This is a genomic window from Lentzea sp. NPDC003310 (assembly GCF_040610935.1).
Classification (GTDB): Bacteria; Actinomycetota; Actinomycetes; order Mycobacteriales; family Pseudonocardiaceae; genus Lentzea.
In genome coordinates, this window is the sequence record NZ_JBEXNC010000009.1 from 19,336 (window position 1) to 34,459 (window position 15,124).

Consider the following 15,124-nt stretch of genomic DNA (forward strand, 5'->3'; position numbering starts at 1 on the left):
GTGGCGGAGGCGTTGACCGGCGAGGCGATCCTCGCGGCGACCGAAGAGGTGCTGCGCAGGTACGGCCCGGCCAAGGCGACGGTCGTCGACGTCGCCAAGGCGCTCGGGGTGAGCCACGGCAGCGTCTACCGCCACTTCCCGACCAAGGCCGCGTTGCGGGAGGCCGTGACGCGGCGCTGGCTCGACGCCATCCACGCCGAGATGGAGTCGGTGCTCGACCCGCAGGCCAGTGCGGGGGACAACCTGCGGGCCTGGCTGCAGCACCTGTTCGACCGCAAGCGGCTCTCGCACTCCGACGAACCGGAGCTGTTCGCGACGTTCAAGGTGCTGGTGAGCGAGAGCACGATCATCCCCGACTACCACCTCGGCCACCTGGTGGGGCAGATCACGCGCATCATCCAGGCCGGCGTGGATACCCACGAGTTCGTGACGGACGACGTGCGGACGACGGCGCAGGCGGTGTGGGACGCGACGCAGGTGTTCCACCACCCGGCTCACGCCCAGGAGTGGGGGAATCCTCACATTCAGGACGCGTTCGACGCCGTCGTCTCACTGGTCGTCGCCGGACTGCGGTACAACCGAATCCCAAGTGCCACAGGCGATGCTTGAGGGTCACGGAGGTGAACGGTGCCGCCTGACGAGTGGATCGATCTGCTGGGAGCGCCCGAGAGGCGCCCGGACCCGGTTGACTGGGACGCGGTCAAAGCACGGGCCGGCACCGCGCTGCCCAGCGACTACGTGCACCTCGCCATGGCCTACCCGCCGCTCATCGTGGGCGGTTACGTCCGCATCCTGCACCCGACGGCCCGCGCCGGCTTCATGAACTGGATGGCGACGGCGCCCAAGATGCTGCGCGCGTTGCGGAGGGCGCCCGGCCTGCGGGTGCACCCCGACCGGCCCGGTCTGCTGCCCTGGGGCATGACGGTGAACGGCGAGCACTGCCTCTGGTACACCCGCGGCGAGCCGGACGAGTGGACCGTGGTGGTCACGGACATGCAGCAGAAGTGGTCCTACGACGGGAACTTCTCGAGTTTCGTGCGGAAGTTCCTGACGGCGGAGATCCGCTGCCCGCTCTTCCCGGACGACGTCCCCGGCGGCTCCAAGCCGTTCCAGGAGCCCTAGGGACGCCGTCCGGGACCTCCGACCCCCCGGTCAGTTCGAAGCGGTCGTCACCAGCGCGTTGCCGCTGCCCGTGCGGCCCGTGACCGTCAGCGCGGCGTCGCCCAGCGGCTCGGCCGAGACGTCGAGGTCGCTGCGGGCGGTGCCGGACGTCGACACGAGGTCGACGCGCGCGAGCGTGCCCTGGCGGATGCCGACGCGGATGTGGCCCGAGCCGGTGCCGAGCTGGATCTCCCCCGTGGCCGCGTCGGCCACGGTCAGGTCGCCGCTGCCGGTCCGCACCTGGACGTTGCCCTGCACCGCGCCGAGCCACACGTCGCCGGTGCCGGTGATCAGCGTGGTCGTGCCCGCGATCGAGGACACCTCCACGTCACCGCTGCCGGTCTTGGCCTTGAGCGACGAGAGCATCGTGCCCAGCCGCACCGTGCCGGCGCCCGAGTTCACCTTGGCCTCGCCGGTCGCGCGGTCCGCGGACACGGAGCCCGTGCCGGTGCTCAGGTCCAGACGACCCGCACCGCCCGTGACGATGACGTCGGCCGCACCGGTCCGTGACGACACGTGGGACCCCACGGGAGCCCGCACCACCACCGACAACGGCACCGCGCGCAACGGCAGCGCCTTGGACGACTCGACGCGCAAGCGGTTGCCGAGCAGTTCGACCCGTGCGTCGCGCACGGCTTCCTCAGGCCCGCTCGGCGGAGTGGTCTTGTCCGGGCCGAACTGGCCGCTGACCCAGCTGAGCACGCTCGACAGGCCCTCGGTCCACGAGTTGCCCGCGTTCGGGTCGTGCCGCACCTCGACGTGCACGCCCGGCTCGTCGACCAGCTGCACCTGCACGCGGCCGCTGAGCAGCGAGATGTCGATCTCGGCGACGCCCGCGAACTCGAAGCTCTGCTGGCGCACCACGCCGGCCGGTTCCGCGGCCGGGTCGGAATTCGGTTCGGTCATCAGGCTCACCCCTGCACCCATCCGCGGACGCGCGAGCCCTGGCCCGCGTTCCCGCTCCACCCCTTGTGCCCGCCGTGGTGCTTGTGCTTGCCGTGCACCGCGCCGCCGACGGCCTGCTGGATGAACGAGTTCAGCGACACGCCCTGCGCCGCCGCGGCGGCCTCGGCCTTCGACTTGAGCTCGTTGATCATGCGCAGGGTGATGCGGCTGATGTCACCCGTGGCGTCACCGGTGCCAAAGGGTGGCGCCTCCTGACGCGGGGCGGGCTCCGGCTCCGGTTCGGCCGACCCCGTGACGACCACCTGGACGTCACGGCCGGACAGGCGAACGTCCACGACCTGCCCGTCCAGGGAGGCGGTGACCTCCGCGGCCAGGTCGGACAGTGCGTTCATGATCGCCAGTCGCGCGGCTGGCTCGAGCGCTGCGGACAACGCGGCGGCCGTTCGACGGGTGTTCTCATCTCCCGCTGACGCGGCCGTCGCCAGGTCCTCGCGCAGTGACGCGATGTACGGCGACAGATCCATGACACCACTATGACGTCACTTCCGACATCGCGCAACAAACCCGTGGTGTCAGGTCTACCGTCGGCGCCATGCCGAGAGTGCGTTTGGTGGCCAAGACCGAGTTCATCCCGCCGGACGACGTGCCGTGGACGACCGACGCGGACGGCGGCGCGGCGCTGGTCGAGTTCGCCGGCCGGGCCTGCTACCAGTCGTGGGACCGCTCGAACCCCATGACGAACACCAACGCGACGTTCCTGCACCACCTGCTCGACGTCGGCCACCTCGCCGCGTTCGAGCACGGCAGCGCCTCGCTGTACCTGACCGAGCTGCCGCGCTCGCTCACCCACGAGCTGATCCGGCACCGGCACTTCTCGTACTCGCAGCTCTCCCAGCGCACCGACCCGACCGACGTCGTCGAGCCGGACCTGATCGCGCGCGACCCCGAGCTGCACGCGCGGTTCGTCGCCGCCACCGAGGCGAGCCTCAAGGCGTACGAGGACCTCGTGCAGAGCCTTGAGAAGTCCGTGAACGGGCGGCGCGCGCGACAGATCGCACGGTCCGTGCTGCCCAACGCCACGGGCACCGAGATCGTCGTGACGGGCAACTACCGCTCGTGGCGCCACTTCATCGCCATGCGCGCCACAGAGCACATCAACGTCGAACTGCGCGAGCTCGCGGTGGCGTGCCTGCGCGAACTGACCAAGGCCGCGCCCAACGCGTTCGCGGACTTCGTGATCTCGACACTCCCGGACGGCACAGAAGTTGCCTCCAGCCCACTGGTGGTTGAAGGCTGAGCGCATGAAGCGGCTCATCGTGGACGTCCGGCCCGGCGACTACGCGGTCACGCGCCTGGCACCGGACGCTCCGGTCCCCAGCGGGCTGCTCGACCTCACCGACGTCCTGGTGTCCGTCACCAGGACCCCGGCCGAGCTGTCGATCATCGCGCCCGCGTCGTTCGCCCTGGACGGAGACACCGCGGAGACGGGGTGGCGCCTGCTCACCGTGCGGGGGCCGCTCGAGTTCACGCTGACCGGCATCATGGCCGCTCTGGCGGGGGAGCTGGCGGCGGCGGGCGTCTCGCTGTTCGCGCTGTCCACTTACGACACCGACCACCTGCTGGTGAAGCAGAAGGACCTGGGGCGCGCGGTAGTGGCCTTGCGTGCCGCAGGTCACGAACTGGTTGTAGCGCCGGAAGCTTAGGAACCGATCCCCCGGTTGGCGGGTCTCAAGTACCGTCAACGCCCCCGGTTCCCAGGTTTCAGGAGCGCACGTTGCACGGACAGGCAGTCGAACCTCGCGTCATCGCGGGCAGGTACGCCCTGGTCGCGGAGCTCGGCCGTGGCGGCATGGGCATCGTCTGGCGCGCTCAGGACCGCCACATCGGCCGCTTCGTCGCGGTCAAGGAACTGCACCTGCCGGACGGCATCGCGCACGAGGAACGCCGTGTGCTCGAAGAGCGCGCTCTGCGCGAGGCGCGCACCGCCGGCAAGCTCAACGACCCGGCGATCGTGACGGTCTACGACGCGATCCACGAGAACGGCACGACCTACATCATCATGGAGCTGGTCGAGGCGGCGACGCTGTCGACGTTGATCAGCACCCACGGTCCGATGCCGCAGAACCAGGTCATCTCGATCGCGCTGCAGGCGTTGTCGGCGCTCGAGACCGCGCACCAGTCCGGCATCGTGCACCGCGACGTGAAGCCCGGAAACCTGATGGTGCGCCCGGACGGCAAGCTCAAACTCACCGACTTCGGCATCGCCCAGGCCGTCGACGACCCGCGCCTCACCACGAGCGGCAGCCTCATCGGTTCGCCCGCCTACATGGCGCCCGAACGCATCCACGGCCACGAGGCCGGTCCCGCGTCCGACCTGTGGGCGCTGGGCGCGACCCTCTGCTACGCCGTCGAGGGCTGGAGCCCGTTCGAACGCTCCTCCACGGCCTCGACGCTGCACGCGATCATGAGCGAGACCCCGCGCCTGACCCGTGCCACGGGCGTGCTCGGCGCCGTCATCACCGGTCTGCTGATCGCCGACCCGAACGCCCGGCTGTCCGGCCCGCAGGCCCGCGCGATGCTCTCCAGCATCGGCAACCAGCCGACGCCGCCCACCGGTGTCGCGCCGGTGCACACCCAGCAGTACCAGCAGCCCGCGGCCGCGGACCCCGCGAAGAAGAAGCGCAACCGCGTCCTGGCACTGGTCGCCGCCGTGGTCATCGCCGCGGCGGCGTTCACCGGCGGCATCTTCGCGCACAAGGCGTTCACCGCGCCCGGTGGCGGCGGCAGCCAGGCGCTGACCTACGGCGAGGGCGCCGAGATCCCCGTTTTCGGTCTGTACGAGAACACCTGTGGCCTCGGTGAGGTCGCGCCGACCAAGCTGCTCAACTCCGACTCCCGCGAGGAGTGCGACAAGCCGCACGACTTCGAGGTGTTCGACGTGATCGACACGTTGCCCCTCGCGTCCAACCTGCCCGACGCCGCGTACCCCGGCGTCGACGCGCTCAAGAGCCTCGGCGTCGCCCGGTGCGAGATGACGCTGAACTCCGAGTGGGTCAAGGACGGCGCGAAGCTCAAGCTCACGACCCTGGTCCCGAGCGAGAGCGCGTGGGCCAAGGACAAGGGCGGCAACGCGGAACGCAAGATCTGGTGCCTGGCCAGTGCCAAGGACGCCAGCAAACTCGACGGCACCATCAGTGCGAAGAAGGACAGCTGACCGTGAAGCGACGGATCGTCTCCGCGTTGTTGGTCCTCGGTTGTGCCGCCGCCCTCACGGCGTGCGCGAACAACGAGGACAAGTTCGTGTCCGAGCTCAAGGCCGCCGGGTTCAGCAACCCCGGTGAGCCGAGCACGGAGAAGGAGAAGAAGTCCAAGAAGATCGGCAAGCGCACCATCAAGTCCTCGGACAAGACCATCGAGGTCGTGGTGCGGGTCAAGGGCTGTGACCTGGAGTTCGCGAAGACCTCCGGGCAGTCCGGCTACTGGCTCGACGAGCTGCACGTCAACGGTCAGGAGCCGGACTGGCCCGGCTACCCGGAGAACCTGAACCGCGAGCAGGTCGTGAAGCTGCTCGCGGACAACTCGTCCAAGCCGACCGGGTTCACCGCCTGCTACAAGCCGAACGAGGCCTGATCGCCGGCTGTGGTGGAATGGGGGAGTGAGTCTCGCCCGCGATGAGCGCAAGGCCCTGGTCGACCTGATGACCGAACTCGGTCCGGAGGCGCCGACGTTGTGCGGCACCTGGCTGACCAGGGACCTGGCCGCACATCTCGCGATCCGCGAGCGCCGCCCCGACACCGCTCCCGGCATCCTGCTGCCGGTGTTCACGAAGTGGACCGAGAAGGTCCAGACGGACTACGCGCACAAGGCGTGGAGCGAACTCCTGGACCTCGTCCGCACGCCGCCGTTCTGGATCTCGCCGATCGACGACCTGATGAACACCGGCGAGTACTTCGTGCACCACGAGGACGTGCGGCGCGCACAGCCGGACTGGGAGCCACGGCCGTACGACGAGCGCCGCGAGAAGGTGCTGTGGAAGCTGCTGCCGTTCACCGCGCGCATGACGTACAAGTCCTCCCCTGTGGGCGTGACGCTCGTACGGCCTGATGGCGAGCACGTCGTCGCGAAGCAGGGCGCGAACGGCGTGGTGATCACCGGTGAGGTGGCCGAGCTCGTGATGCTGGCGTTCGGGCGCGACGAGGCCCGCGTCGAGTACAGCGGTGACGCCGACGCGGTGCAACGCGTGCGGTCGTTGAACCGGAGTGTCTGATCTCGGGTAGTTTCTGCGCATGCCAGGAAGCCCGTACGCAGGGCCGGACCGCCCGTTCGGCCGCGTTCTCACCGCCATGGTCACGCCTTTCGACTCGCGCGGCGAGGTCGACCTCCCCAAGGCGCAGGAACTGGCGAAACACCTGGTGGACCTGGGCAACGACGGCCTGGTCGTGAACGGCACGACCGGCGAGAGCCCCACGACGACCGACCGGGAGAAGGCCGCGCTGATCACGGCCGTCGTGGAGGCCGTGGGCGACCGCGCGACCGTGGTCGCCGGCGCGGGCACCTACGACACCGCGCACAGCATCCACCTCGTGCAGCAGGCCGCGAAGGCCGGCGCGCACGGTGTGCTGGTCGTGACGCCGTACTACTCGCGTCCGCCGCAGGAAGGTCTGCTGGCGCACTTCACCGCCGTCGCCGACGCCTCCGAGCTGCCGGTGATGCTCTACGACATCCCGCCGCGCGCGGTCGTGCCCATCGAGGTCGACACGATCCTGCGCCTGGCGGAGCACCCGCGGATCCGCGCCGTGAAGGACGCCAAGGGCGACCTGCACGCGGGCAGCCGGGTGATCGCCTCGACCGATCTCGCCTACTACTCGGGCGACGACCCGCTGAACCTGCCGTGGCTCTCCGTGGGCGCCGTCGGGTTCGTGAGCGTCATCGGTCACCTCGCGGCCGACCGCCTGCGGGACCTCGCTGATGCGTATGAAGCCGGGGACGTGGCCCGGGCCAAGGAAATCCACGAGTCGCTGCTGCCGCTGCTGCGACCCTTCCGCCGGGTTCCCGGCGTGACGTACACGAAGGCGGCGCTGCGCCTGCGCGGACTGGACGTGGGCGACCCACGCCTGCCGCTGGTGCCAGCCGCCGCCGAGGACATCGAGGCCATCGCGGCCGAACTGGGAGTCAACGCGTGACCCAATCGACCGAACTGCCGCCCGCACTGCCGGAAGGCGGCCTCCGCGTCGTCGCACTCGGCGGAATTGGCGAGGTCGGCCGCAACATGACCGTCTTCGAGCACGCCGGCCGGCTGCTCGTGGTCGACTGCGGCGTTCTGTTCCCCGAGGACGACCAACCGGGCGTCGACCTGATCCTGCCCGACTTCCGCGCCATCGAGGACCGGCTCGACGACATCGACGCCATCGTCCTGACGCACGGCCACGAGGACCACATCGGCGCGGTCCCGTTCCTGCTGAAGCTGCGCCCCGACGTGCAGGTCGTGGGCTCCCGCTTCACGCTGGCGCTGCTCGCCGCCAAGTGCCGCGAGCACCGCCAGACCCCGCGCCTCGTCGAGGTGAAGGAGGGGGAGAAGCGGTCGTTCGGGCCGTTCGAGCTCGAGTTCTTCGCCGTCAACCACTCCATCCCGGACGCGCTGGCCGTGGCCATCCGCACGGCCGCGGGCCTGGTGCTGCACACCGGTGACATCAAGCTCGACCAGCTGCCGCTGGACGGCCGGCTCACCGACCTGGCTGGCTTCTCCCGCCTGGGTGACGAGGGCGTGGACCTCTTCCTGGTCGACTCGACCAACGCCGAGGTGCCCGGTTTCGTGGTGCCCGAGCGCGAGATCGGCCCCGTGCTGGAGAACGTGATCCGCAAGGCGGACCAGCGCGTCATCGTCGCGTGCTTCGCCTCGCACGTGCACCGCGTCCAGCAGGTGCTCGACGTCGCCGTGCAGTACAAGCGCAAGATCGCGTTCGTGGGCCGCTCGATGGTCCGCAACATGGGCATCGCGTCCGACCTGGGCTTCCTGAACGTGCCCGACGGGCTGTTCGTCGACCTCGACGTCGCGATGCGGATGGAGGAGGACGAGGTCATCTTCGTCTCCACCGGATCGCAGGGCGAGCCGCTGTCGGCGTTGTCCCGCATGGCCCGCGGCGACCACCGGCAGATCTCGATCCGCGAGGGCGACACGGTGATCCTCGCGTCGTCGCTGATCCCCGGCAACGAGAACGCGGTCTTCAACGTCGTCAACGGACTCGCCAAGCTCGGCGCGACCGTCGTGCACCAGGGCAACGCGAAGGTGCACGTCTCCGGCCACTCGCCGGCGGGCGAGCTGCTGTTCCTCTACAACGCCGTGCGGCCGTCCAACGTGATGCCGGTGCACGGCGAGTGGAGGCACTTGCGCGCGAACGCGGCTCTCGCCGTCGCCACCGGTGTCGCCGAGGACCACGTCGTCATCGCCGAGGACGGCGTCGTCGTGGACCTGGTGGACGGCAAGGCGGCGGTCTCCGGCCGCGTCGTCGTCGGCCACGTGTACGTCGACGGCCTGTCGGTCGGCGACGTCGGCGAGTCGACGCTGTCCGACCGCCTCGTGCTCGGCGAGGGCGGCTTCATCTCGATCTCGGTGGCCATCGACCGCGCCTCCGGGCGTGCCGTGACGGCGCCGACGATCTCGGGCCGCGGCTTCTCCGACGACCCGAAGGCGCTGGAGGCCGTCGTCCCGCTCGTGGAGATGGAGCTGGCGCGCACCGAGGCCGAGGGCATCACCGACACGCACCGGGTGGCCCAGGCCGTGCGGCGCGTCGTCGGCCGGTGGGTGGCGGAGACCTACCGCCGCCGTCCGATGATCGTGCCCACCGTCATTCCGGTGTGACACTTCAGAGGGAATTCCGGCCGTTTCCGTGACCCCGCTGTGATCTGCGTCCCCCTCGTCCGATAAGGTTTGTTCCCAGACCATGGACGAGGGGGTTCGCCCAATGGCCGGTAGTGACGTCTTCAGCCCACCGGGCAAAGACGACATTCTTCTCCCACCGATCTTCAGCTGGCACGAGCCGTTCGGCCTGCCGTTCTCCTTCGAGGTGACCAAGCCGCAGGTCCTGCTGGTGCTGTCGGTGGTGATCATCCTGACGTTCTTCCTGGTGACCACCAGGAACCTGAAGCTGATCCCGTCGCGCTGGCAGTTCGCCGCCGAATCGGTCTACGACTTCGGCCGCAACACCATCGCGCGAGAACAGATAGGCGCCAAGGAATTCGCGCCGTACGTGCCGTTGATCGTCAGCATCTTCTGCTTCGTGCTGGTGAACAACCTCTACGGGCTGATTCCGCTCATCCAGTTCCCGACGTTCACGCACAGCGGGTTCCCGGCGGCCGTCGCGCTGCTGATCGTCTTCCCGCTCTACCACTACGTGGGCATCCGCAAGTTCGGGCTGCGCGGGTACCTGCGCAACCAGTTCGTCATCCCGGACGTGCCGAAGCCGGTGCTGTGGGGCCTGCTGATCCCGACCGAGGTCATCCTCAAGTTCTTCTTCGACCCGCTGAACCTCGCGATCCGGGTGTTCGCGGCGATGTTCGCGGGCCACCTGCTGATCCTGGTGTTCACGCTCGGCAGCGAGTTCCTCCTGTTCAACGCGCCGATCTACCTGAAGCCGGTGTCGGTGCTGGGCTTCGCGCTCGCCATCGCGCTGTTCTTCCTGGAGGCGCTGGTGCAGGTGCTGCAGGCGTACATCTTCGCGTTGCTGTCGGCGCACTTCATCGGTCGCGCGCTGGCCGAGCAGCACTGATGGGCACGTACGTCGGGGTGCGGGGCTGGGTGGAGTTCGCACCCGAGCAGCACGCCGCGGTCCTGCGGGTGCTGGAGGCGGCTGACCACGACCTGTACTCGGCGGGGTGGGCGGTGCCGACGCCGGCGTGGGTCGTGCGGGAGGGCGTCGTGCGCGAAGGTGCCGCGCCCGAGCGACTCCGCGGGTTCGCCCGCTGAGCCGAGCAGCACTGACGAAGACGCCGCGCGGACCGGTGTCCGCGCGGCGTCCGTCATGTCCGATCGGGCAACGCCGTCAGGGGCGCTGGCACACCAGGTGCAGCGACTCCTCGGGCATCGCGCCGGGGTACGACGGCGTGAACACCGGCCTGCTGCGCCGCACGACCCGCAGGCCGACCTCGCCGAGGTGCGCCTCGAAGTTCTCCTCCGAGAACGACGACACCTCGATCTCCTGGCCCATCCACGGCAGCGTGACCTGCTCGACGTCGATCGCCACGGTGGCGAGGAAGAAGTGCCCGCCGGGCCGCAGCCACGTCGAGATGCGGCCCAGCGTCGCGACGATCTCGGCCTGGGTCATCTGCAGCAGCGAGAAGACGGCGCAGATGACGTCCCACGAGCCGGGCGGCGACTCGAAGTCGCGGATGTCGATCTTGTGGAACGTGGCGTCGGGGACCTGCGTCGAGGCGATGTCGACCATCACCGGCGACACGTCCAGGCCGGTGACCCTCATGCCCGCCTTGGCGAGGGTGCGCGCGACGGGAACGCCCGTGCCGCAGCCGATGTCGAGCACGCGCGACCCGGCCGGCTGAGTCGCCGCGAACCAGGCCAGGGTGCCGTGCAGGGCGGGCTGGTGCGACCAGGCGCGCTGGTACTCCAGTCCGAGCGTGTCGAAGACCTCGGCCGCGTTCATTTCCCCGCCCCTCATTTCGGCCCAATCCACCTTGAGTGAAGTGTGGAGAAGGTCTCTGCACGGCGTCTGGATGGCTTCTGGACGAAAACTGACGGTAGGTTGCCAGGAGAACGCGGACAGCGACGAAGTGAGACCAGAAGTGCAGAACGAGTTGCGCGTCAGCTTGCTGGGCGCGCTCGCGGCCACGGTGGACGGCACCGAGCTCTCGCTCGGTCCGCCGCGGCAGAGGGCTGTGCTCGCCGTGCTCGCGTTGCGCGCCAATCACGTCGTGTCGCGCAGCGAGCTCATCGACGCCGTGTGGGGCGATGATCCCCCTGCCAGCGCCGACAACGGCATCCACACCTACGTCGCCGGGCTGCGCCGTCTCTTCGAACCGGACCGGGCCTCGCGCGCCCCGAGCTCCGTGCTGCTCTCCACGGACGCTGGATACTTGCTGAGGCTCCCATCCGGCAGCTCCGACGCCGCTGTGTCCCGCGCGCACCTCGACGAGGCGGGCCGGCTGCGCGACGAACCGGCCGAGGCCGTCGCCGCGTTCGACGCCGCGCTGGGGCTGTGGCGGGGGATCGCACTCGACGGCGTGCCGGGGCCGTTCGCGGCCGTGGAACGTGCGCGGCTGGCCGAACTGCGGCTCACGGCCGTGGAGCAGCGTGCCGCGTTGATGCTGGCGGTCGGGCGGGAGACCGAGGTCGCGGGGGAGCTGACGACGCTGGTCAGCGCGCACCCGTTGCGGGAGCGGCTGCACGGCCTGCTGATGTCGGCGCTCTACCGCGGCGGCCGGCAGGCCGAGGCGCTCGCCGTCTACGCGGACCTGCGCCGGCTGCTCATCGAGGAGCTCGGCATCGAACCCGGCCCCGAGCTGCGCCAGTTGCACGAGCAGGTGCTCGTCGGCCGTCCCGACCCGCAGCCCGAACCGGCGGCGCCCGCGCTCGTGCCGGTCCAGCTGCCGCACGAGATCCGCGACTTCACCGGCCGCGAGAAGGAGCTCGCGAAGCTCGCCGAGGTCGTGCCGCACGACCACTCGCCGGTGCTCGTCGCGATCACCGGCACGGGCGGCGTCGGCAAGACCGCGCTCGCCGTCCGCTTCGCGCACCAGGTGGCTGCCCGGTTCCCGGACGGCCAGCTGCACGTCGACCTGCGCGGGTTCGACTCGTCGGCACCGCCGGTGCAGCCCGCCGCCGCGTTGCACCAACTGCTGCAGAGCCTCGGCGTGCCGTCCGAACGCATCCCGGACGACCTGTCTGCGAAGTCCGCGCTGTACCGCAGCGTGCTCGCGGGCAAGAGGGTGCTGGTGCTGCTCGACAACGCGCGGCTGGCCGAGCAGGTCCGCCCGCTGCTGCCGGGCCGGTCGACCTCGATGGTGCTCGTGACGTCGCGCAACCACCTCGGCGGGCTGGTCGCCCGCGACGGCGCGCACTCGATCACGTTGTCGACGCTGACCCGCGACGAGGGCCTGGCGCTGCTGACGTCCGCGGTGGGCTCGGACCGGGTCGCCGCCGAACCCGCCGCCGCCGCGAAGCTCGTCGAACTGTGCGGGCACCTGCCGCTCGCGGTGCGGATCGCGGCCGAACGGGTCGTCACGCGGCCCCACCTGACGCTGGCGGACCTCGCCGGAGACCTCGCCGACGAACGCGACCGGCTGAACGTCCTCGCCACGGGCGATGACGAGGACACGGCCGTGCGTGCCGCCTTCTCGTGGTCGTACCTCGCGCTGAAGCCCGACGCCGCGCGCACGTTCCGGTTGATCGGCCTGCACCCCGGCGCCGAGATCAGCCTGAACGCCGTGGCGGCGCTCGCGGGTGTGCCGGTGTCGCGCGCGCGGACGTTGCTCGACGTGCTGGCGGGTGGCCACATGCTGGAGGAGGTCGCGCGCGGCCGCTACCGGCTGCACGACCTGCTCCGCCTGTACGCCACGGAGCTCAGCGCCACCGAGGAGTCCTCCGACGGCCGCGACGAGGCCGTGCGACGCCTGCTGGGCTGGTACTTCGACACCGCGAACGCCGCCGGCACCGTCATCGCGCCGCCGGACCACCCGTCGTTCCTGCTGCCGCCACTGTCCACACAGGACTTCAGTTCGCACGACGAGGCGTTCACCTGGTGCCGCGTGGAATCGTCGAACCTGCTGGCCGTCACCCGGCTCGCCGAGGAGCACCACTCGCCCACGGCGTGGCAGATCCCGGTGGCGTTGTGGAACTACTTCATCGTGTCGAGCGCGCTCGACGAGTGGACGCGCACGTACCGCGTCGCCGAACGCACCGCGACCCGTGACGGCAACCAGGCCGTGCGCGCGTGGGCGGTGCACGGCCAGGGCCTGTCGGCGTTTCGCGGTCAGCGTTTCGCGGACGCGCTGGAGCTCTTCGACCGCGCCCTGGCGATCCGGCGCGAGATCGGCGACGCGGCCGGTGCCGCGTGGAGCCTCACCGGGCTCGGGATGGCGTACGGCGGCCTGCGCCAGTTCGACCTCGCCGTCGACCGGTTCAGCGAGGCGCTGCGGGGCCACGCCGCGGTCGGCTCGTGGTTCGGTGAGGGCGGCACGAGGCTGTTCCTGAGCGACATCCTGCGGTCGGCCGGCCAGTTCGAGGCGTCGCTCGCGGCCGCGCAGACCGCCTACGAGCTGATGGACTCGCACGACGCCGTGCACGGCAAGGCGATGGCGTTGGTCAGCATCGGCTGGGCGCAGGCGAAGCGCGGCGACCGCGTCGAGGCGCGTGACTCGTTCCGGCACGCGATCGCGTTCCTGCGGGTGCTCGGCGACCGCAAGAGCCTCGCGGAGGCGCTGCACGGCCTGGGGGAGACGAGCGCGGGGCAGCCCGACGTGGCGCGGACGCACCTGCTGGAAGCGCTGACGATCTACGAGGACTACGACCACCCGCTGACGCCGGAGGTCCGCGCCCGCCTGCACGAGCTCGCCTAGGGGAGATCCCTGATGTGCTCGCCGCAATAGGTAGGCAAGCTACATGTCATGCAGAAGCGCGCTCGAACCCTGTTGGTGTGGCTGCACGTCGTCACGTCGGTCGGCTGGCTCAGCCAGGCCGTCGCGCTGCTCGCCCTGCTGCTGCACGGCATGAGCACGGGCGACGTGAGCGCGTTCAGGATGGCCCGCCACCTCGACCACGAGGTGCTCGCGATCATGGCGAACACCAGCGCGTTCAGCGGGTTCATGCTCAGCGCCACCACGCCGTGGGGCTACTTCCGGCACTGGTGGGTGCTCGCGAAGTTCGTGATCACCGTCAGCCAGCTCTACGTCGGGATCTTCATCCTGAGCGGCAACCTGCAGGCGGCGATCGAGGGTCACCTCAGCGCGTGGATGCCGGTCGGGACCTCGCTCATGATCGGCGCGATCGCGTTCCAGGCGTGGCTCAGCGTCGCGAAGCCGTGGGGGCGCACGCCGTGGACCGACCCGAAGGTCAAGCTGCCCACGGCGAGCGCGGCCACGTTCGTCGTGGCGCTGGTGGTCCCGGTGGCCGACTTCGCGATCAGCCTGTGGCGCGGCAACCCGATGCCGTTGCTCATGCTGATCACGGTGATCGCCTACTCGGTCAGGCGGGCCGCCAGGGCGAGGAACCGGTCGTCGGACGCGTCGGGTCGTGGAAGCGCGGCACGTCCGGCTCGTCGAGGCGCAGCGGCACCAGGCCCTCGGTGATCGCGGTCATGATCCGCTCGTGGGCCCGCCGGGCGTCGCCCATCGTGTCGGCCTGCAGGTCCGAGAGTTCGACCGGCTTGCCGAAGTGGACCTTGAACGTCGGCCGCTTGCGCACCGCGCGCAGCCACGACGTCAGGTACGGCAGGAGGTCCTTCCAGCCGCCGACGCTGAGGTTGCCCCAGTAGACGGCCTCGTGCGCGCCCCACTGGCTGATCGGGATCACCGGGATGCCGCCGCCCAGCGCCATGCGGGCCACCCCGGTCTTGCCGCGCTCCGGCCACAGCCCGGGATCGAGGCTGATCTTGCCCTCCGGGTAGACGGCGATCGGGTCGCCGCCCTTCTGCAACGCCTCCACGGCGCGGTGCATGGCCTCGCCGACGTTCGCCGACCGGCGGTCGACGCGCAGGTGCCCGCACGCCTTGAGGGCCGGACCCATGACCGGCGCGTCGAGCAGGCCGCCCGCGAGCATGAAGCGCGGGTTGACGCCGATCTTGCGGCAGGCCGCGATCAGCACCATCGGGTCGAGGTTGCCGATGTGGTTGGAGGCCAGCAGCAACGGCTTGCCGAGCAGCTCCGGGGGGATGTCGCCCGAGACCTCGAGCTTGCCGGTCAGCGCGATCAGGCCCCGGTCGACCACCATGAGCACGCGCCAGAAGAGCGGTGTGGACACGCGGCGCAGCCTACGGCGTGTCGGAACGACACCGTGCCCGATCCGGTGAACCATGGAGATTCGCACGCGTCCCAGTTGCAAATGAGGCTGGTG

17 protein-coding genes are annotated in these 15,124 nt (G+C 70.2%); 13 read left to right on the forward strand and 4 right to left on the reverse strand.

Features of this window, described 5'->3' with window-relative positions; all coding sequences use genetic code 11:
- Both ABZX02_RS19240 and ABZX02_RS19245 read left to right on the forward strand, forming a co-directional pair.
- Entirely contained in the window at positions 1-609 is a 609-nt protein-coding gene (locus tag ABZX02_RS19240; protein ID WP_355299891.1) for a TetR family transcriptional regulator, read from the forward strand.
- 18 nt (positions 610-627) lie between these two features.
- Positions 628-1,122 carry a hypothetical protein gene (locus tag ABZX02_RS19245; RefSeq protein WP_355299893.1) on the forward strand — a complete coding sequence of 165 codons (495 nt, stop codon included), beginning with the start codon at positions 628-630 and terminating at the stop codon, positions 1,120-1,122.
- Between the two features lie 30 nt (positions 1,123-1,152).
- Here ABZX02_RS19245 and ABZX02_RS19250 read toward each other — a convergent pair whose 3' ends face one another.
- Both ABZX02_RS19250 and ABZX02_RS19255 read right to left on the reverse strand, forming a co-directional pair.
- Positions 1,153-2,067, reverse strand: a complete 915-nt coding sequence (locus ABZX02_RS19250; RefSeq protein ID WP_355299895.1) for a DUF4097 family beta strand repeat-containing protein — start codon at positions 2,065-2,067, stop codon at positions 1,153-1,155.
- 5 nt (positions 2,068-2,072) lie between these two features.
- Positions 2,073-2,591: a toxin-antitoxin system HicB family antitoxin gene (locus ABZX02_RS19255; RefSeq protein WP_355299896.1), complete on the reverse strand. Its 519-nt coding sequence runs from the start codon at positions 2,589-2,591 to the stop codon at positions 2,073-2,075.
- Positions 2,592-2,659: 68 nt separating this feature from the next.
- Between ABZX02_RS19255 and thyX the strand changes: the two genes are divergently transcribed.
- The 9 genes from thyX to ABZX02_RS19300 all read left to right on the forward strand — a co-directional run bounded on the left by thyX (position 2,660) and on the right by ABZX02_RS19300 (position 10,030).
- Positions 2,660-3,364 (forward strand): FAD-dependent thymidylate synthase, encoded by a 705-nt coding sequence (gene thyX, locus ABZX02_RS19260; RefSeq protein ID WP_355299898.1) that lies wholly within the window; start codon positions 2,660-2,662, stop codon positions 3,362-3,364.
- A gap of 4 nt (positions 3,365-3,368) precedes the next feature.
- On the forward strand, positions 3,369-3,770 hold the full coding sequence (locus ABZX02_RS19265) for an ACT domain-containing protein (RefSeq protein ID WP_355299899.1): 402 nt from the start codon (positions 3,369-3,371) through the stop codon (positions 3,768-3,770).
- 71 nt (positions 3,771-3,841) lie between these two features.
- Positions 3,842-5,281: a protein kinase gene (locus ABZX02_RS19270; RefSeq protein ID WP_355299901.1), complete on the forward strand. Its 1,440-nt coding sequence runs from the start codon at positions 3,842-3,844 to the stop codon at positions 5,279-5,281.
- Between the two features lie 2 nt (positions 5,282-5,283).
- Positions 5,284-5,697, forward strand: a complete 414-nt coding sequence (locus ABZX02_RS19275; protein ID WP_355299902.1) for a hypothetical protein — start codon at positions 5,284-5,286, stop codon at positions 5,695-5,697.
- Positions 5,698-5,722: 25 nt separating this feature from the next.
- On the forward strand, positions 5,723-6,334 hold the full coding sequence (locus tag ABZX02_RS19280) for a TIGR03085 family metal-binding protein (RefSeq protein WP_355299904.1): 612 nt from the start codon (positions 5,723-5,725) through the stop codon (positions 6,332-6,334).
- A 19-nt stretch (positions 6,335-6,353) separates the two neighbouring features.
- Positions 6,354-7,250, forward strand: coding sequence for a 4-hydroxy-tetrahydrodipicolinate synthase (dapA, locus tag ABZX02_RS19285; protein ID WP_355299905.1), 897 nt, complete (start codon positions 6,354-6,356; stop codon positions 7,248-7,250).
- 86 nt (positions 7,251-7,336) lie between these two features.
- On the forward strand, positions 7,337-8,926 hold the full coding sequence (locus ABZX02_RS19290) for a ribonuclease J (RefSeq protein ID WP_355300252.1): 1,590 nt from the start codon (positions 7,337-7,339) through the stop codon (positions 8,924-8,926).
- Between the two features lie 103 nt (positions 8,927-9,029).
- Positions 9,030-9,833: a F0F1 ATP synthase subunit A gene (gene atpB / locus ABZX02_RS19295; protein ID WP_355299907.1), complete on the forward strand. Its 804-nt coding sequence runs from the start codon at positions 9,030-9,032 to the stop codon at positions 9,831-9,833.
- The gene (locus ABZX02_RS19300) at positions 9,833-10,030 is read left to right on the forward strand and encodes a hypothetical protein (RefSeq protein WP_355299909.1); all 198 of its coding nucleotides are present in this window, start codon (positions 9,833-9,835) and stop codon (positions 10,028-10,030) included. The genes atpB and ABZX02_RS19300 overlap by 1 nt, the downstream gene beginning before the upstream one ends.
- 76 nt (positions 10,031-10,106) lie before the next feature.
- Here ABZX02_RS19300 and ABZX02_RS19305 read toward each other — a convergent pair whose 3' ends face one another.
- A complete protein-coding gene (locus ABZX02_RS19305) occupies positions 10,107-10,736 on the reverse strand; it encodes a class I SAM-dependent methyltransferase (RefSeq protein ID WP_355299911.1) in 630 nt (209 codons plus the stop codon).
- Between the two features lie 124 nt (positions 10,737-10,860).
- Between ABZX02_RS19305 and ABZX02_RS19310 the strand changes: the two genes are divergently transcribed.
- The gene (locus ABZX02_RS19310) at positions 10,861-13,632 is read left to right on the forward strand and encodes a BTAD domain-containing putative transcriptional regulator (RefSeq protein ID WP_355299913.1); all 2,772 of its coding nucleotides are present in this window, start codon (positions 10,861-10,863) and stop codon (positions 13,630-13,632) included.
- 48 nt (positions 13,633-13,680) lie between these two features.
- Positions 13,681-14,361, forward strand: coding sequence for a hypothetical protein (locus ABZX02_RS19315; RefSeq protein WP_355299915.1), 681 nt, complete (start codon positions 13,681-13,683; stop codon positions 14,359-14,361).
- Here the strand turns inward: ABZX02_RS19315 and ABZX02_RS19320 are convergent.
- Positions 14,258-15,031, reverse strand: coding sequence for a lysophospholipid acyltransferase family protein (locus ABZX02_RS19320; protein ID WP_355299917.1), 774 nt, complete (start codon positions 15,029-15,031; stop codon positions 14,258-14,260). The genes ABZX02_RS19315 and ABZX02_RS19320 overlap by 104 nt on opposite strands.
- Positions 15,032-15,124 lie beyond the last annotated feature (93 nt).